We start from the raw sequence: 21,054 nt of genomic DNA, 5'->3' as shown, positions 1-21,054 counted from the left end.
GTTTGAGAAAAAGAAGCGTGGAGCATTAGTGACATAGTGAGACCTTTTAACTTTATGAAAATAATCTCAATACACTATGAACCACCAAAGCTTACCGCTTGTGGATATCTCTCTGATTATCATCTATTTATTAGGAATGATAGCAGTAGGATACCATTTTTCAAAAAAAAACCAAAACGCAGAACAATTTACCAAGGCATCGGGTAGTATCCCTGGCTGGGCAATAGGAGCATCTATTTACGCTACTTTTTTGAGTAGCAACACTTTTTTAGGTGTTCCAGGCAAAGCGTATTCAAGTAATTGGAATGCATTTGTTTTTAGTTTATCGATGCCATTAGCTGCTTGGGTAGCATCTAAATATTTTATACCATTTTATCGAGGAACAGGCGAAATTTCAGCCTATACCAATCTCGAAAAAAGGTTTGGAGCATGGGCAAGAACGTATGCTGTAGTGTGCTTTTTGCTAACACAACTAGCCCGAATGGGTTCTATCTTTTTCGGAATAGCACTCAGTTTGCAAGCCCTCACAGGCTATTCGATGGAAACGATTATGTGGGTGATGGGTATTTGCATTATTATATATACCGTGTTGGGAGGTATCGAGGCTGTGATTTGGACAGAAGTAGCGCAGGCATTTATCAAAACTTTTGGCGCCTTATTGATTCTGTACTTAATCATAAAGGATATGCCCGAAGGGACACAACAAGTAATCGAAATCGGCACAACAAAAAATAAATTTAGTTTAGGCTCATTAAGCTGGGATTTTACTAGCTCTACTTTCTGGGTGGTTTTATTTTATGGATTTTTAATAAATCTGAACAATTTTGGCATGGACCAAAACTATATTCAGCGTTATCATACTACCACCTCGGAAAGTGAAGCTCGAAAATCCCTCTGGATGTGCGTTTGGATGTATATTCCAGCATCCTTGCTTTTTTTCATTATTGGTTCAAGTTTGTACGCCTACTATGAGGTTCATCCTGAATTATTGAATCAACTCAAATTGGAAGTTGTCAAAGCTAAATTTCCCAATCTGAGTTCTTCTGAATTACTAGCTCAGGCGGCACAACTCAAAGTAGAAGATTATGGCGATAAGGTAATGCCACATTTTATGGTTCACAAAATCCCCGTTGGATTGATGGGACTCATTATCTCAGCATTATTGTCTGCGGCTATGAGCACCATTAGTTCTGGTATGAACGCCTCAGCCACAGTGTTTTCGATAGACATTTACCAACGATATTTTGTCAAAGACATAAGCGACAAAAGTAGCTTACGTATATTACATACGTCAACGGTTATTTTTGGCTTTTTAGGACTTGCCTCGGGTATGGCTATGATTGGTGTCAAAAGTATTTTGGATATATGGTGGCAACTATCAGGGCTATTTGCCGCAGGTATGTTAGGACTATTTTTATTAGGATTATTTAGTAAAAAAGCGAACAATCAGGCAGCCATTATTGCTACATTAATAGGGTTGGTGGTTATTTGTTGGGTTACATTCTCTGATATTTTACCAGCCGAATATGATGGATTAAAAAGTCATTTGCACAAGAATATGAGTATCGTACTTGGTACGATTACCATCTTTATTTTTGGAACACTCGTGAGTAAATTTTCAAGAAAAAATAGCTCGTAAATTCTAGCTCTTTCAATTCCTCTACAGTTATGATTACTACCAAAAAAGGATTTATTCCAGTAATGTTAACGCCATTCCATGAAAATGGCGAGATAGATTTCGAAGGTCTTGGTCGACTGACAGAGTTGTACGTAGAAGCAGGTGCAAGTGGATTATTTGCCAATTGTTTATCAAGTGAAATGTTTGAACTTACTGAAAATGAACGCCTTCAAGTAATCAAGCAAACCATAAAAAGTGCATCAGGACTACCTGTTGTAGCCACAGGAAGTTTTGGCAATAGCTTACAAGAACAAGCTGATTTTGTCAAAAAAGTACATGATACTGGCGCTGATGCCGTCATTATTCTGGCTAATGCCATTGCTGAAAATCAGGAATCTGACGAAGTTTTTGAAGACAGAATGATGGCTTTATTAGACTTAACTGAAAACATTCCCCTAGGACTTTACGAATGCCCTGTACCCTATAAGCGACTCGTTTCGGCTGATATATTATCGAGGTTAAGTCGCACAGGAAGAGTCATTTATCATAAAGATACCTGCTTAGATATAGAGCAAATAAAAGCTAAAATCAAATCCACAGAAGGACAAAATTTTGGACTTTATGATGCTTACATGGTTCATGCTGTGGATTCCTTAAAAGTAGGAAGTGCCGGTTTGTCTTGTATTCAAGGCAATTATTTTCCAGAGCTAATAGTCTGGTTATGTGACAATTATCATAAAGATGAGCTTTCAGTAGAAATCCAAAAAGTACAAGACTTTTTAGTGAAACAAATGGATGTCATGCACCATGTTTATCCAACTGTTTCTAAGTTATTTTTACAAAAAAGAAATTTTCAGATTTCGACATTTACACGACGTAACGTAGGGAAAATAAGCCCCTCAGTCGCAAACGATATTGAGGCTTTGTATCTGGCATACAAGGGCTTACAAGATACTATACCTTTACAGGAGATAGTTTGTTAATTAATTTGGGATGGAATCCCCCGCAATAGTTTTACTAGCGGGGGATTTTTTTTGCTCCTAAATATTCTTTCGTTACCGAAAGCCAACTGCTATTTCTTATGATATTTTCGCTTATACTCCAGCGGGGTAATACCCATTACCTTTTTGAAATGTCTATAGAAGTTCGACACATTATTGAATCCACAATCAAAGCAAATCACCTCTGTAGGTAGTTTATCCTCAACCAAAGCCCTACAAGCGTGTGAAATACGGATTTCAATCAAGAAATCATAATAGGTCTTCTTGGTCATGAGCTTAAAGTATCTACAAAAAGATGTGACGCTCAGGTTGCTAATTGCTGCTATTTCTTCGAGGGTAATATCCTTTTTGTAATTCATCAAAGTATAATTACACACCTTATTCAATCGCAATGTATCCGACTCGTTTGACTGGTAAAAAGCTTGTCCGCCCGCAATGGTCTCAAACTCATCACTTTCTGCCAAAAGATGCAGAATAGAAATGAGCAAAGAGATACGCTCTAAGTTTTTGGCTTGTGCAATTTTTACCATCAGCTCAGTCAGGCGTTCGCGGGTTTCGCCAATAATGACCATACCGCTTTTGGCCTTATCATACAATTTTGGGAGCAAATATGCCTCAGGTAATCCAAGCAAATATTTTCCAAGACAATCAGGCAAAAATTGTATAACCACAGCCTCTACATCGAGGTCATTATCAGGATAAAAATACTCCTCTTTACAACGCCAAGTATGAGGTAAGTTTTCGCCCACCAACACAATCTCACCATGCGAAAAGTTGCTGATATTATCACCAATAAAACGAACCCCTTCGCCTCTGATAATATAGTGCAACTCTAGCTCAGGATGATAATGCCAGATGCCTCCAAAGTTAGGTCGAACGTCATGTCGGACACTAAAGGAGCTTTCTAGCTTAACAGGAACTTTCTGGAAAAGTGGTTTCATAACTCAATATTATCAAAAAAATAGGACTATTCTTTTATTTCTACTTTCTCTAAAAAACGTTCTACTATCAAAAATTTTGTACAATATATTCAAATATGATGATTCCAATTTATTATATGACAATATCCTACACTAAGTTGGTAAAAAAATGCATAAAAATAGGACTATATATAGTGAAATTTGAATCGTAGAAACAACACAATTTTACTTGTATAAAAGAATATTACCAAATTATATAACTAATGTAATATAAAAAAAGTATAAAGTTGTCATACCTTATCTTGCCATAATAAAATAAATCTCTAATAATCAGACACTTAACCACAAAATAATTAGCAATACCAGTAAAACAATGTGTCAAATTAACACTTATTCTATCATACAGAAATCAGGTTTTGAGAATATAGAATACAATTCCATGATATTATGATAAAAGACTATAATAGATAGCCAAAAAAAATTACAAATAGCACTATTTTATCAAAAAGCTTTGCTAATAAATCATAATTATACAGGCTCTCTACAAGTGTTAAATATATTTATTAAAACCAACATAATAGATAAACGTACCTTATAATGTTCCAATTCCAATTTTTCTCGATTACCTCTTTGCTACTAGGATTTGTATTGTTTGGAAATGCGCAAAATGTACAAGATACTTCCGCAAAAGAAGCCGTATATATCAAAGCAATTACAGAAAGAGCTGATAAGATTGTACAGAAGCTTGAAGTGAAAAAAGAAAAGAAAGCACTCAAGGTAAGAGACTTAATTACCAATCAGTATCGTAATCTCAACGACATCCACGAGCAAAAAAAGAATAGCATCTTAGCACTCAAAAGCAATTCTTCTTTAAGCAAGGAACAGCTTACTTCAGAAATTCAAAAAGTAGAACAAAAAGCTGAAACAGATCAAAATACCTTACATGAAAAGTATATCAAATCGCTTTCGAAGGAATTATCAGACACTCAAGTTGAAGCAGTAAAGGATGGTATGACGTACAATGTATTACCTAACACTTACAAAGCTTATCAAGAAATGCTTCCTGATTTGACAAAAGACCAGAAGAAACAAATTTTGGATTATTTAACAGAAGCAAGAGAGCACGCTATGGATGCCGAATCATCAGAAAAAAAGCACGCTTGGTTTGGAAAATACAAAGGGAAAATCAATAATTATCTTTCAGCTCAAGGAGTAGATATGAAGAAAGCAGGGCAAGAGTGGGAGAAAAGAATTAAAGCTGCTGAGTCAGCAAAAAAAGAAGCAAGCAAAACCTCTGGACAATAATAATTAGGAAAACTCAAAGTAACTCGAACGCAAGTCGAAAACGTACAAACACTATTTAGTACTCAATTTAATGTAAGGAAAAATATGACATTTCATTTACAACCACAATTTGGCAAACGTAAAGGCACTAAACTTACCTGTACTTTGCTATTAGCAGCCCAGTTCATTGCGGGAGCTCCTTTTTTGGAGGCAGCTCAAGCTTCAAATCCTGCATTGGGTTCTGCCATTAAAACTAGTAATGCAGACCACACAGTGACAGGTTCTGTAAAGGACAGTGAAGGCGCACCATTGGCAGGTGTAACAATTCGTATCAAAAACAGCAAAACTGGTACAACCACTAAAGCTGACGGTACATTTACACTTAATGCCCCAACTGGCAAAGAAACGCTAATTATTAGCTCGATTGGTTATAAAACTACAGAAGTGACCGTTGCTGATCGTAAGATTATCAACATTGTTTTAGATAGTGAAACATCTTCGTTGGAAGAAGTAGTATTTGTTGGTTATGGTCAGCAAAAGAAAATTCACTTGACTGGTGCAGTTGCCCAAATTGATATGAAGGCCATTGAAGACCTTCCTGTAGGTAGCTTGTCAGCAGCTTTGACAGCTCAACAACCAGGAGTTGGTGTTTCAGGTGGTTTTGCTCGTCCTGGAGACCCCGCTTCCATCACTATTCGTAACCCTACTTTATTGTCAAAAGATGGCGGTACGATTCGTCCTTTGTATGTAATTGACAATGTAATTCGTTCGGAAGATGACTTTAATACACTAGACCAATCAGAGGTTGAGAATATCTCTGTGTTGAAAGATGCCGCAGCAGCTATTTACGGTGCTAGAGGAGCGTATGGGGTTATTGTCGTTACGACAAAACGTGGTAAAAGTGGTACTCCAAAAATTTCTTATAGCACTTCAGTGGGTCGTTCGGATGCTCAATTACCAAGCATGATGAATGGCTATCAATTAGCAACTTACATCAATGATTATAACATGAATACAGCCGACAAATCGGTATTGTATTCACAAGATGAATTGGACTATTACAAAGCCAATAGTCAATCTTGGTTAGAGCAAGCTTGGAAAGCATCTTATGTGACAAGACATACACTCAATGTAAGTGGTGGTAATGAGAAAGCAACTTATTTTGCTGGTATCACTTACAACCAACAAAATGGTAATTTCGACAAAATTAACTTTGACCGTTGGACATTCCGTGCTAGTGCTGATGTAAAAGTTTCGAAAAATGTGAAAGCAGGTTTAGGTTTATCAGGTGACTTATCAACGAAAGACCGTTACTTGTTGAAACAAGGTGGTACTGACAACGAAAAAGATTACAAATCTTTGTTGTATGCCGCACCTTTCAAACCAGCTTATTATAATGGTTATCCAGTAAACTTGAGTGGAAGTGGAAGTACATCTGAAAACTTCCACTTCTTTGAAGCCCAGAAATCAAACAATTACTTATTATCTAAAAATACGGGTATGAACTTAAACGTATATTTAGAATATGAAGCGCCATTCTTGAAAGGTTTGAAAGCGAAAGTAACTTACAACCGTAACTTAGAAAACAACTGGGGTAAAGAATTTGGTACAAAGTACAACTTGTACAACTTCAGTATGTTGGGCACAAACAAGCATATTGTAGGTGGTAACGTTCTTCCAACACCTGTTACAGTAAGCAATAGTAACCGTATTTATTATTCTCCTAACTACTCAGATGTTTATCAGTTAAACGGGTATCTTACTTTTGACCGTACATTCGGAAAACATAGCATTTCGGCATTAGCATTGGTAGAGCAGTCAGAAACATATTCTGATGGTATTACTTCTTATCTTGACAACTTAGTTGATGGTGCTCTTGACAACGCTGGATACGCTTTGGGTGGTACGGCATCGGGGGCTGGTGTTGGTACTATTGCAGAGTCTGAATCAGAAACTGGTCGATTGTCGTATGTAGGTCGTTTGAACTATGCTTATGCCAACAAATACCTAGTTGAATTTACAGTTCGTCGTGATGCTTCTACCAACTTTGCACCTGAAAATCGCTGGGGGACATTCCCATCATTGTCATTGGGTTGGGTTGTTTCTGAAGAACCATTCTTCAAAAACAATGTACATTGGGTAGACCAATTGAAGGTAAGAGTATCGGGTGGTCTGACAGGTATGGACAACACCAGAGCCTATAACTGGTTAAAAAGCTACAACTTAATTCAAACAGGTAATGGCCCAGTATTTGGTGGAAACCTTGACCGTGCAGGTATCTTACGTTTGAAAAATGCTATGCCAAACAGAGATATATCATGGGATGATGATACTAAATTGAATGGTGGTATCGATGCTTCATTCTTGAGAAACCGCTTGAACTTGACGATTGATGGATTCTACGATCATCGTTATAATATGTTAACATCACTCACTTCATCAGTTCCTTTGACTGTAGGTGCGGCGTTGCCATCTGAAAACTTTGCTACAGTAGACGGTTTTGGTACAGAGATTTCATTAGGTTGGACTAATAAAATCAATCAAGATTGGTCATACAAAGTACGTGGCTTTATGTCATGGAGCGACAACAAACAAGTAAAAGTTGACTTCGATAAAGGTTTAACTGGCACGTTCAGAGACCCTTCAGGAAGATCAACAGATATGGGTGCTTTAGGTTTGAAAAGTATGGGTATATTACGCACACAAGCTGACGTAGATGCTTTGTTGGCAAAATATCCAAACTATACTATTTATGGTACTAAACCAGCGGTAGGTATGTTGTACTACGATGATATCAGAGGTGCAAAAAATACGACTCCTGATGCCAATGGCAATTATACTTATGCAGCACCAGATGGCAAAATCGATGATAACGATTTACAATATTTGACAAATAAGAAAGATAACCACTACGGATTCGGTTTTAATTTCTCTACGAAATACAAAAACTTATCTTTCTCGTTTGCTTTAGGTGGCTCGTTTGGTGGACAAGATTTCTTAGAGTCAGGCGCACGAAGCTGGGGTACTTCAGCACAAGTAAATGCAAAAACTAACTTGCCTGTTAACTTAGTTGACCACTGGACAGTCGATAACCCAAATGCTATGTATCCTGCACCAGCATATCGTGCACAAAATGGATACGATTCTGATTTCTGGTTTGTAAGTTCGTTTAATATGTCGGTTCGTACATTGAACATTTCGTATGATATTCCTCAATCTATCACAGAAAAATTGAATATCAACGGCGCTAGAATTTACGTGACAGCAACAAACCCACTTAACCTTTATAACCCATACAGCTACAAGCAATACTCTGGAGCATTTGATGTGTATCCTACACTTCGTACATTCTCTGCTGGTATTAACTTGAATTTGTAATCGTTTCAGACGTTGGACAGGTCAACTGCGGTTGACCATTTCAAAAAAACTAAGAATAATGAAAAAGAAATATATTTTATGGACGGCACTTTGCTCAATGTTCGCATTAGCTAGTTGTGAAAGTGTACTTGATAAAACAGACTTAGGAGCGGCAGACCCAGATTTAGTGTCAGGAGACTCGGTTTTAGCCAATCTTTCTTTGAACTATATCTACAACCAAAACCTTCCTGATTGGGGTGGTTACACATCCATCAGTGGTTTGGGAAGTAGTACTTATACAGAGGAATCCTATAACCAAGGGTCTTCTCAAAACAAGTATCTTGAAGGTGCCATTGCAGAAAACGATGTAACAGATTTTGGTACAGCGTTGAATGCCACTAACAACTACGGTAAAATCCGTACTATCAACTCATTCATTTCGGATTTGCAACAAAATCCGAAAATGGATGCTGGTGCAAAAAATCGCCTTTTGGCACAAGCTTATTTCTTCAGAGCATGGCGTTATTTTGAATTAGTAAAACTTTATGGCGGTGTACCGTTGGTATTAACTCCACAAAATGCCGTTGGTATCGAAAATCGTGAAGCTACATTTTTACCAAGAAATACCACTTCACAATGTGTGAAACAAATCTCTGCTGACTTAGATTCTGCGGCAAAATACCTTCCTGCTACTTGGGCAAGTCCAGCGGCAAACTGGGGGCGCATTACAAAAGGGGGTGCTTTGGCTTTGAAAGGTCGTTTGTTATTATATGCTGCATCTCCGCAATTTAATCCAACAGATCTGAATACTAAATGGCAAACAGCTTATGATGCCAACAAAGCAGCGTATGATGCCTTGACTGCCAATGGCTCTAAACTGATTGCAGATTATGCAAAAATTTGGTTCACAGAATCTGGTAATACTGAAGCTGTTTTTGTAACTGGATATAACACTTCTGTGGGTGATCAACAAAGAAGAAACAGTGGTTGGGAAGCGTCAAACCGTCCTAAATACTCAACTGTATCGGGTGGCGGCTCAAACCTTCCATCTTGGGATATGATAAAAGCTTATCCAATGAAAGATGGTAAAAAACCTGGTGATTCAAAATATGCTTATTCTGACTTATTGTTCTTCAAAGATCGTGATCCTCGTTTTGAGAAAACTATCGCTTATAACGGTTGTACTTGGCCAATGAGCAACGTACCAAACAACAGACTTTGGACATACTATGCCGCTGGTAAAAGTGTTGAAAATGGTGGTGTAAACTTTAGCTTTACAGGTTTTTATTGCAAAAAAGCACTACAAACCTCTGATGTAGCGGGTTCAACTCTTGATCAATCAAATACGATTTATTCGGGAACTGACTGGCAAGAAATTCGCTTTGCAGAGGTAATGTTAAACTACGCAGAATCTGCTGCTGGTGTTGGTAAATTGGATGAAGCTTATACGCAACTCATCAACGTGCGCAAGCGTGCAGGTATCGAAGCTGGTTCAGACAACCTATATGGTTTGAAAGCCAATATGTCTCGCGCCGAAATGTTCAAAGCGATTTTGGATGAAAGACAAGTTGAATTTGCTTTTGAAGGAAAACGTTTCTGGGATTTGCGTCGTTGGAGATTGTTGGAATCAACGTTAAATGGTTCAAAAGGTACAAAAGTGCAAATCAACTTAAAAACTACAGGTGTTCCTGCTGACTTTGCAACTTCTCGTGATGGTATGAAATTAGAAGACGTTTATACCAACTATTTCACCATTACATTAACACCAAATGCTTTGATGAGCCGTACAGCCATTAACTATTTACCAAAATATTATTTCTTCGCTATTCCAACGTCAGCCATTGATAATAACCCATTATTGAAACAAAATGATGGTTGGACAAACGGAGCGTTTAATCCATTGGAGTAAAATATAATGTCACACAACCACTAACAATATAATTACTTTAGCATAATCGTCTGAAATTATTAAAAGCTGTTCTCGTTTGAGGACAGCTTTTTTTTGTAAAATATCGTCCTGTTCAGAAATAGCAATACATAACAAACCCTTCATTAATTTTTAATCCAAAATATATCCATCTAATTGAGGTTGCGCAGGAACAGGTTCTCCAATCATTTCAGACAAAGTTGTCTCAATTGTCAAACACATCGCATTGAGTGGTAAATCGTTCGGCTCTGTCCCAAATGGTTCTTCTAACTCGTCGGCAATGGTTTCAAAAGCGACGAAAGTATAGGCAATAAAAACAGTGATAATAGGAGTAAGCCAACCCAAGCTATCCACCAAACCAAATGGTAAAAAGAAACAATACAAATAGACTGTTCTATGCAAAAGCACCCCATAAGTATAAGGTATTGGAGTTGAATGAATTCTTTCGCAACCACCAACTATGGCAGACAATTGATTCAAATTTGCATCCATTGCCATTTGTCCTATTGAATCTATCTTGCCTTCTAATTTAGCTTTTTTAACCCAGTTTGCTAACTCGTATTGCAGTAAAGTGGGTTTGAAGCCGATACTTTTACTTCTTTCAAAAACCTCTGAAGATAGTCTTTTTTGTAAATCAATATCTGCATCAGTATGTCGAAGTTGATGTTTTAAGGCATACGAAAAAGCAATTAAAAGATTCGTAAATTCTTTAATCTGTGGGCTTTTACTATCGTAAGTTGTTAAACTCATCGCTTGTCTCAAGAGTGAACGCGAGTCGATAACCAATGCACCCCAGAGCTTTCGACCTTCCCAAAATCTATCATAGCTGGCGTTATTTCTAAAACCTAAAAACAAGGCAATAGCTAATCCAAACAAGGTAAATGGAGCAGGGTTTAAAGGGACTTTATAATGATATAGCGTACCATTAAAATAGACTATGATCATTGAAAAAACCAGCAATAAGCTCAATCGGGGTATTAATTGAGGTAAAACCGAACCATGCCATATAAACAGCATATAGAACCAAGACTTTTTCTTCCGTTGAATCATAGTTTTAATTTTTAGAAATCTTCAAAATTCGTGTGTGAATCGCGCCAAAGATATAATAATTCAAAAAGAGAAGCAATGACAAGGCTGGTATATATAAGTTATATAAATTACCTTATGTTAAATACAAAGCGCAAAACAAAAAGGCATACAAGAATCCTTATATGCCTTACATATTCAACCTTAAGAAACTAATTTATGGCTTTTTAAGCTCAACGAATTTTACTTTACTTTTTCCAAAATCTTTAGACGTCGCAACAGCAATACCTCTTTGGTCTCTTTTGTTTACTCCACAATAAAAGTGATATACCACACCTTTATACTTTAATACAAAAGATTTATGTGCATATAATTCATCGTACGCTTCAGATGACTGAACTAGATTTTCACCTTCCCAATCCGTCCAATGCAATAAATCATTGGACACAGCAAAGCGGTTGAAAGCACCTTTTCTATCTTTCCAAAATGCCCCAAAATAGAACATCACGTAGTTATCTCCTATCTTCTGAATTTGTGGATCGCCTGTAATTCCTTGCGAATGATACACTAAAGGCTCTTCTTGTATTCGCTTCCATGAAATCATATCGTCAGAAACTGCCATACCAATGCGTTCATACCAACGTGTCTTTTTGTTATTGACTGCCGAGTCTCCATTAGCATTGTAATACATCACAAACTCATGTCCTAAGTGCTTTTGTGGGTCTTGAATAACTGTGCTTTTGAATAACTTTCGATTTTCCCACCAACGAGTATCCTTATCTGTTGCGGTCAAAACGGGTTTTTCTAACCTTTGCCATTCATGTGCCTTACTTGGGTCATCGCTTGTGTATGCCATACTAATCGACAAATCGCCAGCTTCATATCCAGCAGCATTCCCTCCAAAATAGGACATCCAATATTTTCCTTTATACGGCTTTAGCGCATAGCTCCCTCCCCAAGTCATATCCTGAAGCGCCATATAACCCGCTTTTTGATTCGCATCCCAAATCTTTGTTTTAGTGGTATCCGAAAAAGACATCAATCTTTCTTTAGGAGTCCAATTCAACAAATCTTTACTTTCTGCCAACCAAGTCTCATAGCCTCGTCCGTTATAAATCAAGTAGGACATATACCATTTTTTTCCCTTTCGAAATACGGTCGGACAGTCCATTTTATGCTCTGTATCTTCGGGAACAAGCACCAAACCATATTTATACGGTGTTTTGACTTCTTCATAAATAGCTTTCATTTCTTGAGAAGAAATAGATTTTTGCCCAAATGAAGCATAACAAACTACCACAAATAGTAAGGCTAATAAACTCGTTTTCATACTCTTATTTATTAAATTTATTTATCAACTGCCCGTTTTCTCCAGAAATTTGCGAGAATAGAGCCAGAAATATTCATCCAAGGACTAAATACCGCTGCTGGCAAACCAACGGTTCCGAGCTTACCCATTGTACCTGCAAGTCCAGAAGCCATGCCTCCATTTTGCAATCCAACTTCAAAAGCAATCGTGCGAGCATCGGTTTTGCTCATGCCAAAAAGGCGAGCCAACCAATACCCAAAAAAATATCCACTAGCATTGTGAATCACCGAAACAACAAAAAGTAAACCACCTACTTTCAACAAGTTATCTCGACCAGCAGCAGTGGTAACGGTAGTAAAATAAATAATTCCCATCATTGAAATATAGGGCATCCACGTATCTAAGCAAGGTTCGAAAGTGGTTAACAGATGGTACACAACACCCATTACAAGTGCACCAAGGATAAAGCCAAATATCCCTAAAAATTCTCTAGGAGCACCTTGTATGGTATTTTGTTTTAGGAGAAATACAATGCCGAAGATGATTATCAGTGAAATCAGCGCTAATATTCGAGCTTTTTTTAGAACCGATTCATCCGAATTTTTCAAAAAATCATATAAAAGTGCTGCACCGATTGGAATCAAAACTATCTTGATAATTTCCATCATCATGCCTACAAAAGCGACCTGTATTAGTGTTCCTGCTAACAACTTCATGAGTAATGGCGTCAAAAATGGCGCTGCCAATGTTGCCATAGCAGTTACTACAACCGATAAAACGAGGTTTCCTTTTGCCAAATAAACCATTACATTCGATGCCAAACCAGAAGAGCACGAGCCAATCAAAATGATGCCAGCGGCAATTTCTGGGTCAAAATGAAAAATTCTTGTCAACAAAAAACCCATCAAAGGCATTACTGAAAAATGGCAAAATAAACCCACTAATACGCCTTTTCCTGTTGAACCAATTCCTGCAAAATCTTTTACCTTGATATGTGTCCCCATGCCAAACATCACAAATTGGATGATAATCAATATGAGAGTTTTGTCACGTAAGTTTACCCCTCCCCAAGACTTAAAAGCTTCAGGATAGAGCATTCCTGACAAAACAGCCGTCATAATCCAAGCCGTATATTGATAGTTTTTAAGAGATTCTACTTCTTTGATTCCTAAAGCAAAACACACAATACTAGCAATAGCCAAAGGAGATAACATTTCATTATTTCCTAAAAACCAAAGAAATACACCCGATATTAGCAATAGAAAAGAAAGAATCAAACAGGTTTTAAAGACAACTTTCATAGTGGTGAGTTAGGATAAAGCTTGTTGAGAAGCCAAATATTCAATCGCAATTTGAGGACTTGAAAGAATTGGGACTTTCTTTTCACTTGGATTCAAATTAGCAACTACACGTGCCATGGAAGCTTGCGCCAATACAATAACATCTACTTTTGAGGCTAATTGTTTGAGTACCTCCGTCACTTTCTGGTCATGGGTCGCAGCATCGCCACGCATTAGGGCATCGAAAGCACCTTCACACAAAACTGCCTCTAATTGAATTTTTTTACTCGCCACCTCAGCACGACGAGAAATCAAATCCGCTGTCGGTTCAAGCGTTGAGGACAAGGTCGCAATCACACCAATACGAGTGCCCATGGCGACTGCCTTGTCGGCCATCGGCTGGTCAACTCGCAACACTGGTATATCTACCAAATGCTCTGAAAGCTCTACCGCTGGACCAATCGATGAACAAGTTACTAATACTTGATCAGCGCCGCCCATTTGCGCAGACTCCACGTAACCCACCACTTGTTTGGCAATAGTAGGGGTAAGCGAACCTGAAGCAATGATATTTTTTACTAAAAAGTCATCTACAATATTGAACACTTGTACGCCAGGCAAAAAAGCTTGACATAGCTCCTGAAATACAGGAATTAAAGTCGCCGATGTATGAACTAGGGCTAATTTTTTCATTGAGTAATAAGGTTATTGTGTGAGTTAAAAATCTATAAGTTTAAGAAATGATATTCATCAAACGTCATCAGGCTTTGCACTTTCCAAATCATATCATTCTGTAAATCATTTACTTATATATGTTTTACTAGGGTTGTGATAAAAGGTTTTTTAAGACTTTTTTTGACACCTTCAGAATGGTTCCGTGTTTATGACCTTGCGGAACAGATACAATTTTCGAAACATCCTCAAATGTTTTAAAGTCTTTTGTACGCATAGCTTCATAGGTTTTACTTTGGTACGAATCAAAGTAAATGAGGTACTCCTCTCCTACCCTAACCACCGAAGGTCCTTCTGTAAATTTCTTGGTAAATGGTTCCGAAACATTACTGAATTCGCCCGTAGCACTTTTTCCGAAAGCTACTTTAATGTTACGATTTGGACGAGTATTGTCTTTTAATACCAATACATAATCATCCTTTTTGCGAGGAACAATTACTGCATCAATAACACTAAATTGAGGATCTAAAAATAATCTACTTGGCGATAATGTCTTGAAATCCTTTGTGGTTGTTACATACATTCGATGATTGTTTTCCTCATCTTCTATCCCTTTCTCAAAACGTTTGGGAATGCAGGAAGCCCAAATAATCACAAATTGTTTGGTTGCTTTATCATACAAAATCTCAGGAGCCCAAACGTTGACTGTACTTGGCTCATTTGCCATGACTGGAATAAATTGTTGTTCAGACCAATGAATCAAATCTTTAGATGATGCGTATCCAAAGCCCAAATCGCCTTTCCAGCTACTGGTCCAAACCAAGTGAAAAGTACCGTCGGGACCTTGCGCGATAGACGGGTCACGCATGACTTTTTGCTTTCCGATTGTGGGAGCCAGTAAAACCTTGTTGAGGTCTTTCCAATGATAAGCATCCTCGCTGTAAAGCATTCGCAAACCTTCATTAGCAGGTTCATGAAAAGAAGTAAAAATATAGACTTCTTTTTTACAAGAACTTGATAATAAAGTAATTAATATTAGAAATATTCCTATTCGTTTCATTGGTTTAAAGGCTATCCTTTATTATTTAACAATAAAGTTCTTGATATAAAAAATCGATTCAGGTGCTTGCTCTCCTGCTTTAGGCACGTCAAAATATTGGTCAGTTGGCGTGTCAGCATTAGGAAAACGGCGTACCTCTCCCGTACAGAAAACCACACGACGGAAAGATGCCACAGGCGCAAATTGTAGACGAGTTCCCTTTTTTTGACCGTTGATATAAATGTCATACATACGTTTATATCTATCCAATTCAACACGAATCTCATACGACTTTCCAGCCTCATACGCCTGAACACCTGAGTTACGATAACCAACTTTTGCTTTTAACGTACTATCTGAATCAAAAATCAAACGAGCGGCAGGCGTTCCTTTTTCATCTTGAAATTCAATATGTAGTAGACCTTTATTGTTTTGAGCAGGAATAACCGTGAAAGTAATAGTAGTCTTAGTTGCTTCAGGAATAACACGTTCCGCTTTGGCAAAGTCGAAAGTATCTTTATCATGTAAAGTCAGAGCTTTGGTACCATCAGGGGCTTTTTCAATACCTACCTTTGCCCAAAGAGGACTATAAATATTCCATAACTCTAGCTCTTTGCCTTCTGGCATTTTATCAAATGTCTCATTGATACTTCCATACACTTCACTAGCCACAGGAACAGGCACTTTACTCACCCAAATATCTTCTTTGTTCATGCTGTAGGTCAACCACATGTTTCCATCAGGCGGTGTTCCGTTCCCCTCAATAATACCTCGAACATATTGCGGACCATAAGATTTATAATTCCCACCATAGCGCATAGTTGAAATTTCTCCCGTCACTAACAATAAATTCTTGTAATCCAAGCCATTATCAGAAACAGAAATACCCAAAGGCCAACGAAACTCCGATGGATTATAAACAGTAGCATATTGTCCATTAGGTAATTTTTGACCCCAAATTTTCGCATTACTATTAACAAACCCTGGCGCACGCAAAGGACTATATTCCCAAGTTTTACCTTCGTCTTTACTGATGGAAGTCAAAGCATGTTTCCACAGCCCTACGACATTTTTATTTGGTAAATGATAAAAACTAAAAGCTTTTACTTCTTTCTTCAAAGGAATTAATTCGTCATCTCTATCTGCTTCTTCTACCCATTGTTGCATCATCAACGGAGTTGCCAATAATTCGTTACAAGCCTCAATAAAACCTTTATCTTTACTTTGCGTAAACATCGTATAAGGTGATTGTTTCAAATCCCAAGTGCGATTGGGGCGAATAAAATGAATCGGACCAAAGCTTCCATCTTTATATATTTCGCGCACCACACGACCTATTCCTTTTCCGTCGTTCGGGTCATCTTTGGCATCAAGGGCAATTCCGTAGTACGCCAAAGCCAGTAAACGGTTTTTCTTAGATACATAAAAACCCATACGTTGATGCATCACGGCATATAAATCTTTGGCTACACCTTTATATCCTTCCTTCGTCCAGCCATCAGGAATTTTATGGGGAGGAAACAAAACTACAGGGTTTGTCCAGTCCTTTCCATTAGAAGAAGTTTGTAAAAACGTTTGTCCAGGAGGAATATGCTCGCCCACAGGGTCGCTCAAAAACTCCAAGAAAAAGGTATTATTCCAATACGCCAACATTGGGGCATGGTTATAGGTCCATGAACTCCCGCCTGCCCATTCGGGGTGTTCACGGTTGGCTCTAAACGTTTGGTAATTATGAACACCAACTGCCAAAGGTAATTGCCCGTGATGATAATCGACATTCACCAAAGTTTTGCCAACATATCTTACGGTATCTTGGCAAATGGTTTTTTGAGAAAATAGGCTCAATAAAGCTATTCCCAAAAAATGTATGAAATTCTTTTTGTACATAAACAAAATATTTTTGGTAGAGACGTTGCATGCAACGACTAACGCAAATGTTTTAAATCTAAAAAGATGCCATCAGACATCTATATGAAGACGTTGCATGCAACGTCTCTACGATTTACCAAATTTCTCAACAGATTTTGCAAACTCTGGATATATTTTAGCGGCATCCTCTACAGACAAACCATCAACTGCCGCTTTCCAAGCTTGTTGCAAGGCCGTTACGCCAGCACTCGCGCCCATAGGATGTGCCATAATACCGCCACCTGCCATATACAGCAAATCGAGGGTTTGGGTACGACGATACGTTTCAGGTGCTTGTCCGCCCCATTGTCCCGACGATACTACGGGCAATACCTTATAACCACCCAACATCGGTTTTAAACACTGTTCTATTGAAGTCACGACCGAATCATCTGATTCCCAAAATTTATTTTGAATACCATTTACGTGCAATTGGTCAACCCCAGCCAAACGCCATAGTTTTTGATAGGCTGTAAATTCGATGCCTAACAAAGGATGACGTGTCATCATTCCCCAACCATTGCGGTGTGCATGGATAGCTAAAACACGCTGGTCACAGATTTTTTTGGTACCAGAAATACCTACACTATTGATACTCACCATAGCGCAAGTACCACCCGATGTTACGATTTTTTCATATCGACGAAGCATATCGTCTATATCACCACTGATATTAAAAGCATACATGACTTTCTTGCCTGTTTTATCAGCATGGCGATTAATCACATCCATAATGGCATCGACTCTTTTCTCGAATGGAGAATTGGCTGTTGAGCCCATCAATTCATCATCCTTTACAAAATCAATACCTGCTTCTGCCAGTACTTTTACGGTTGCGGCGGTATCCTCTGGACTCAATCCTACACTTGGTTTAATAATCGTACCAATCAAAGGACGGTCATAGACTTGGGTTAATTTACGACATCCCTCTATGCCAAAAGCTGGTCCTTCGAAATGTTCTGCAAAAGAGTCTGGCACTTCAAGAGATAGCAATTTCAAGCCTGTAAACTGTCTAATTTCATACAAGTTTCCCTGTAAAGTCGAAATCATGACAGGTAAGTTATATCCAAAATTCTCGATTGACCAAGACACCTCAACCAGCGCACGATGATATTGTCCTGTCGGACTTTCGGCACCTGGGATTGCTGGGGTATTTACGGTTTCGAGAAAAGTTACCTTTTCTACTCTCGCTGCAAAACGAGCTTTCAACTCTTCTGTCTCGCCAGGAACTGCGACAAAGGTTCCAGAAGATTGTTCTCCTGCTAATACCATTGCTGCTTTTTCAGGGGCAAATGGCGTTTCGATATAATATGTTGCAAAAATTCTTTCCATGGGTAATACTTCGTAATGCTGTATGCTTTAGGCAATAAGCGCTAAGCAAAATATTTTGTTTTTATCGCCTACAGCCTACGGCTGACAGCTTAAAGCTATTTCTATCTACTCACTGGCAACCACACACTCATTTCGGTGTCGCCACGGTTAGCCCAGGCGAAGTATGGTATCAACGAAACTTTGGTTGTTTGGGTATTGGTTGAAACAGGACGGTACAACGAATTTTTCCATTGATTATCTATAACCAATTTCACGGAGCCTTCTAATGCTGTAACTTCGGTATTTACAATTTTTTGTTTTTTAGGAATCCATCGAGTTGTGGTCGGAATTAGGATAGAAGACAGTTTTTGGCTTGAAGGCAAATCTGCTGATTCTAAACAATATACAATTGGGCCACGCTTTACAGCTACCTGATTTCGAGTCTCTTCAACAAGTGGATTGGACTCTAGCAACTGGGTAGGCATAGCCAAACGCAATGTTAGTTTATCGCCTTTTTTCCAATTTTGTTTAATTCCAACATATTCACCAATCGTAATAGTTCGATCTAGTTTTTTACCATTAACAAAAATTTCAGCCCCCGTTGTCCAGCTTGGAATCCGTAAATAAATTGTGTAATTCTGAGTAGGAATTTCTTTCAAATCTAAAATAATATTGCCTTCCCAAGGATAATTGGTTTGTTGTTCAATCCACAATTTTTGTCCATTTTCCAGCGTAGTTTGAAGTGCATTCCCACCATAAAGGTTGACATACAACCCATCTTTTGCCAAACTATACACATAATTGTTGACCTCAGCTACAGTACGCACCACATTGGGCGGGCAACAGTTTGATTTACTGATATAGGGCGAACGACCACCATGCCAACGCATCAAATAAGGGTAGTCTGTCGAGGCACTTAACGGATTGGTATAGAAGAACTTATTTCCTTCCAAATTAACCCCAGACAAAATACTATTGTACAAAGCCAGCTCCATAATATCGGCATATTTAGCCTCGCCCGTAAGTTGAAGCATACGCCAATTCCAGAGTAAATTTCCAATATTGGCACAAGTTTCGTTGTGAGCGGTATGATTTGGTAGCTGATAAGAACGCCCGTAAGCTTGATGCACTTTTTGTACAGTATCAGGTTTATAGGCTGTACCATCAGGAGAAACGCCATCATATAAAGCACCACAAGCACCTGTCACATACATTTTATGATTGATAACATCGTCCCAAAGGGCATTGAGAGGCGTTAACAAAGTGGCATCCCCCGTTTCGGCATACACATCTGCCACCCCTGCGAACAAATAGTTGGCACGCACCGCATGTCCAATTACTTTCGTCATTTTGCGAAAAGGAACACGGTCAGAATTATCGTCAGTACCTTCTGATTCACCACGAATTGTAATCAGTTTTTCGGCTAATGCCAAATAACGAGGCTCCTTGGTAGTTCGATACATTTCGATGATACCCATGTAGTGAGATGGACAAATCGCATTGCGAGCCTGTTCAGGAGAAGCAGTATTGTAAAAACCAATCAAAAAATCTGTCGCTTTTTTGGCAATATTCAATAAGCTTATTTTTCTAGTGACACGGTAATGAATACAAGCCGCCGTCATCAAGTGTCCAAAATTATAAGCCTCAAAACTTAGCTTATCATCAAACATTTGCGCTTTTCCACTAGCTTTTTGTTCGATAATCGATTTGGTATAAATATAGCCATCGGGCTTTTGCGCTTTACCAATTACCTCAATCGCATGGTCGAGCCATCCCTCCAATTGTGGATCTTTGGTAGAGGCATACATCGCTGCCACTGCTTCTAAAGTTTTGTAAAAATCTCCATCATGAAAAGAAGGTCCTCTGAAACGCCCTTTAGCCAGACCTGCCGCTACCTCAAAATTGTGAAAGGCATGACAACTTATGGTATCGTTATAGCGATTCCAGAGTGTGGGTACCATTGTATTTTTGCAAACCTCAAATCTATCTGCCCAAAAACCTTTAGTCCAAGATACCGACCCAATGTCAACACTTTGGAGTTTGGCATACTTACTATTTTGGGTATTAGTCAGCCCTTTGGTCTGTGAAAAAAGCGTTTGAGAAATCAAACCCAAACATCCAATTAGTAAGCCTTTTTGTAGGATATTCAACATAGTTTAGAAGATGTATATTTTTGGAATATATAAAATCTTATCATCAGTCAACAAAGGTACTAGGCTGTCAAAGTGTTTTTTTGTACCATTTTCTCCAAGTTTTATACCATATTGCCTTTCATTTAGTCAATATTTTCTTACAAAGAGCCAATATTGTATCTTGGCATAAGCTTCCTAAAAAATGCTATCAAAATAGACTTATTTTTAGAAAGCTATGATAATATCGTACTGATTTTTCAAAAGGTTTTT

At 38.2% G+C, this 21,054-nt stretch carries 14 protein-coding genes; 5 read left to right on the top strand and 9 right to left on the bottom strand.

All coding sequences use genetic code 11. From position 1 onward, the window contains the following. The first annotated feature begins 76 nt into the window (after positions 1-76). Complete coding sequence (locus tag QM491_RS07700; RefSeq protein WP_283326883.1) at positions 77-1,639, top strand: sodium:solute symporter family protein; 1,563 nt, start codon at positions 77-79, stop codon at positions 1,637-1,639. Between the two features lie 29 nt (positions 1,640-1,668). Beyond that, positions 1,669-2,601: a dihydrodipicolinate synthase family protein gene (locus QM491_RS07695; RefSeq protein WP_283326882.1), complete on the top strand. Its 933-nt coding sequence runs from the start codon at positions 1,669-1,671 to the stop codon at positions 2,599-2,601. Between the two features lie 89 nt (positions 2,602-2,690). Here QM491_RS07695 and QM491_RS07690 read toward each other — a convergent pair whose 3' ends face one another. Continuing rightward, positions 2,691-3,560, bottom strand: coding sequence for an AraC family transcriptional regulator (locus QM491_RS07690; protein WP_166550770.1), 870 nt, complete (start codon positions 3,558-3,560; stop codon positions 2,691-2,693). Positions 3,561-4,136: 576 nt separating this feature from the next. Here QM491_RS07690 and QM491_RS07685 point away from each other — a divergent pair. The 3 genes from QM491_RS07685 to QM491_RS07675 all read left to right on the top strand — a co-directional run bounded on the left by QM491_RS07685 (position 4,137) and on the right by QM491_RS07675 (position 10,089). Further along, a complete protein-coding gene (locus QM491_RS07685; RefSeq protein WP_283326881.1) occupies positions 4,137-4,844 on the top strand; it encodes a DUF3826 domain-containing protein in 708 nt (235 codons plus the stop codon). An 84-nt stretch (positions 4,845-4,928) separates the two neighbouring features. After that, complete coding sequence (locus QM491_RS07680; RefSeq protein ID WP_283326879.1) at positions 4,929-8,201, top strand: SusC/RagA family TonB-linked outer membrane protein; 3,273 nt, start codon at positions 4,929-4,931, stop codon at positions 8,199-8,201. A 58-nt stretch (positions 8,202-8,259) separates the two neighbouring features. Continuing rightward, positions 8,260-10,089 (top strand): RagB/SusD family nutrient uptake outer membrane protein, encoded by a 1,830-nt coding sequence (locus QM491_RS07675; RefSeq protein WP_283326877.1) that lies wholly within the window; start codon positions 8,260-8,262, stop codon positions 10,087-10,089. A 150-nt stretch (positions 10,090-10,239) separates the two neighbouring features. On the opposite strand, the gene QM491_RS07670 is transcribed toward QM491_RS07675, so the two are convergent. The 8 genes from QM491_RS07670 to QM491_RS07635 all read right to left on the bottom strand — a co-directional run bounded on the left by QM491_RS07670 (position 10,240) and on the right by QM491_RS07635 (position 20,805). Further along, complete coding sequence (locus QM491_RS07670; protein ID WP_283326875.1) at positions 10,240-11,157, bottom strand: bestrophin family protein; 918 nt, start codon at positions 11,155-11,157, stop codon at positions 10,240-10,242. 193 nt (positions 11,158-11,350) lie between these two features. Then, on the bottom strand, positions 11,351-12,463 hold the full coding sequence (locus QM491_RS07665) for a glycoside hydrolase family protein (protein WP_283326873.1): 1,113 nt from the start codon (positions 12,461-12,463) through the stop codon (positions 11,351-11,353). A 17-nt stretch (positions 12,464-12,480) separates the two neighbouring features. Further along, entirely contained in the window at positions 12,481-13,743 is a 1,263-nt protein-coding gene (locus QM491_RS07660) for a bile acid:sodium symporter family protein (RefSeq protein WP_283326871.1), read from the bottom strand. Positions 13,744-13,752: 9 nt separating this feature from the next. Then, on the bottom strand, positions 13,753-14,415 hold the full coding sequence (locus tag QM491_RS07655; RefSeq protein WP_166550762.1) for an aspartate/glutamate racemase family protein: 663 nt from the start codon (positions 14,413-14,415) through the stop codon (positions 13,753-13,755). A 127-nt stretch (positions 14,416-14,542) separates the two neighbouring features. After that, positions 14,543-15,454, bottom strand: a complete 912-nt coding sequence (locus QM491_RS07650; RefSeq protein ID WP_283326869.1) for a glycoside hydrolase family 43 protein — start codon at positions 15,452-15,454, stop codon at positions 14,543-14,545. A gap of 21 nt (positions 15,455-15,475) precedes the next feature. After that, the gene (locus tag QM491_RS07645; RefSeq protein ID WP_283326867.1) at positions 15,476-17,320 is read right to left on the bottom strand and encodes a sialidase family protein; all 1,845 of its coding nucleotides are present in this window, start codon (positions 17,318-17,320) and stop codon (positions 15,476-15,478) included. Between the two features lie 108 nt (positions 17,321-17,428). Then, a complete protein-coding gene (locus tag QM491_RS07640; RefSeq protein WP_283326865.1) occupies positions 17,429-18,673 on the bottom strand; it encodes a ribulose-bisphosphate carboxylase large subunit family protein in 1,245 nt (414 codons plus the stop codon). 101 nt (positions 18,674-18,774) lie between these two features. Continuing rightward, positions 18,775-20,805, bottom strand: a complete 2,031-nt coding sequence (locus tag QM491_RS07635; protein WP_283326863.1) for an aceric acid hydrolase — start codon at positions 20,803-20,805, stop codon at positions 18,775-18,777. Positions 20,806-21,054: the final 249 nt, after the last annotated feature.

The organism is Flectobacillus longus (assembly GCF_030056705.1).
Taxonomy (GTDB): domain Bacteria; phylum Bacteroidota; class Bacteroidia; order Cytophagales; family Spirosomataceae; genus Flectobacillus; species Flectobacillus longus.
This window is presented reverse-complemented; position numbering and strand designations above follow the sequence as displayed.

Coding starts and splice junctions, on each gene's coding strand:
- QM491_RS07660 (WP_283326871.1), bottom strand. CDS start 13,743: ATGAAAGTTGTCTTTAAAACCTGTTTGATTCTTTCTTTTCTATTGCTA.
- QM491_RS07655 (WP_166550762.1), bottom strand. CDS start 14,415: ATGAAAAAATTAGCCCTAGTTCATACATCGGCGACTTTAATTCCTGTA.
- QM491_RS07675 (WP_283326877.1), top strand. CDS start 8,260: ATGAAAAAGAAATATATTTTATGGACGGCACTTTGCTCAATGTTCGCA.
- QM491_RS07695 (WP_283326882.1), top strand. CDS start 1,669: ATGATTACTACCAAAAAAGGATTTATTCCAGTAATGTTAACGCCATTC.
- QM491_RS07685 (WP_283326881.1), top strand. CDS start 4,137: ATGTTCCAATTCCAATTTTTCTCGATTACCTCTTTGCTACTAGGATTT.
- QM491_RS07690 (WP_166550770.1), bottom strand. CDS start 3,560: ATGAAACCACTTTTCCAGAAAGTTCCTGTTAAGCTAGAAAGCTCCTTT.
- QM491_RS07700 (WP_283326883.1), top strand. CDS start 77: ATGAACCACCAAAGCTTACCGCTTGTGGATATCTCTCTGATTATCATC.
- QM491_RS07640 (WP_283326865.1), bottom strand. CDS start 18,673: ATGGAAAGAATTTTTGCAACATATTATATCGAAACGCCATTTGCCCCT.
- QM491_RS07635 (WP_283326863.1), bottom strand. CDS start 20,805: ATGTTGAATATCCTACAAAAAGGCTTACTAATTGGATGTTTGGGTTTG.
- QM491_RS07650 (WP_283326869.1), bottom strand. CDS start 15,454: ATGAAACGAATAGGAATATTTCTAATATTAATTACTTTATTATCAAGT.
- QM491_RS07645 (WP_283326867.1), bottom strand. CDS start 17,320: ATGTACAAAAAGAATTTCATACATTTTTTGGGAATAGCTTTATTGAGC.
- QM491_RS07680 (WP_283326879.1), top strand. CDS start 4,929: ATGACATTTCATTTACAACCACAATTTGGCAAACGTAAAGGCACTAAA.
- QM491_RS07665 (WP_283326873.1), bottom strand. CDS start 12,463: ATGAAAACGAGTTTATTAGCCTTACTATTTGTGGTAGTTTGTTATGCT.
- QM491_RS07670 (WP_283326875.1), bottom strand. CDS start 11,157: ATGATTCAACGGAAGAAAAAGTCTTGGTTCTATATGCTGTTTATATGG.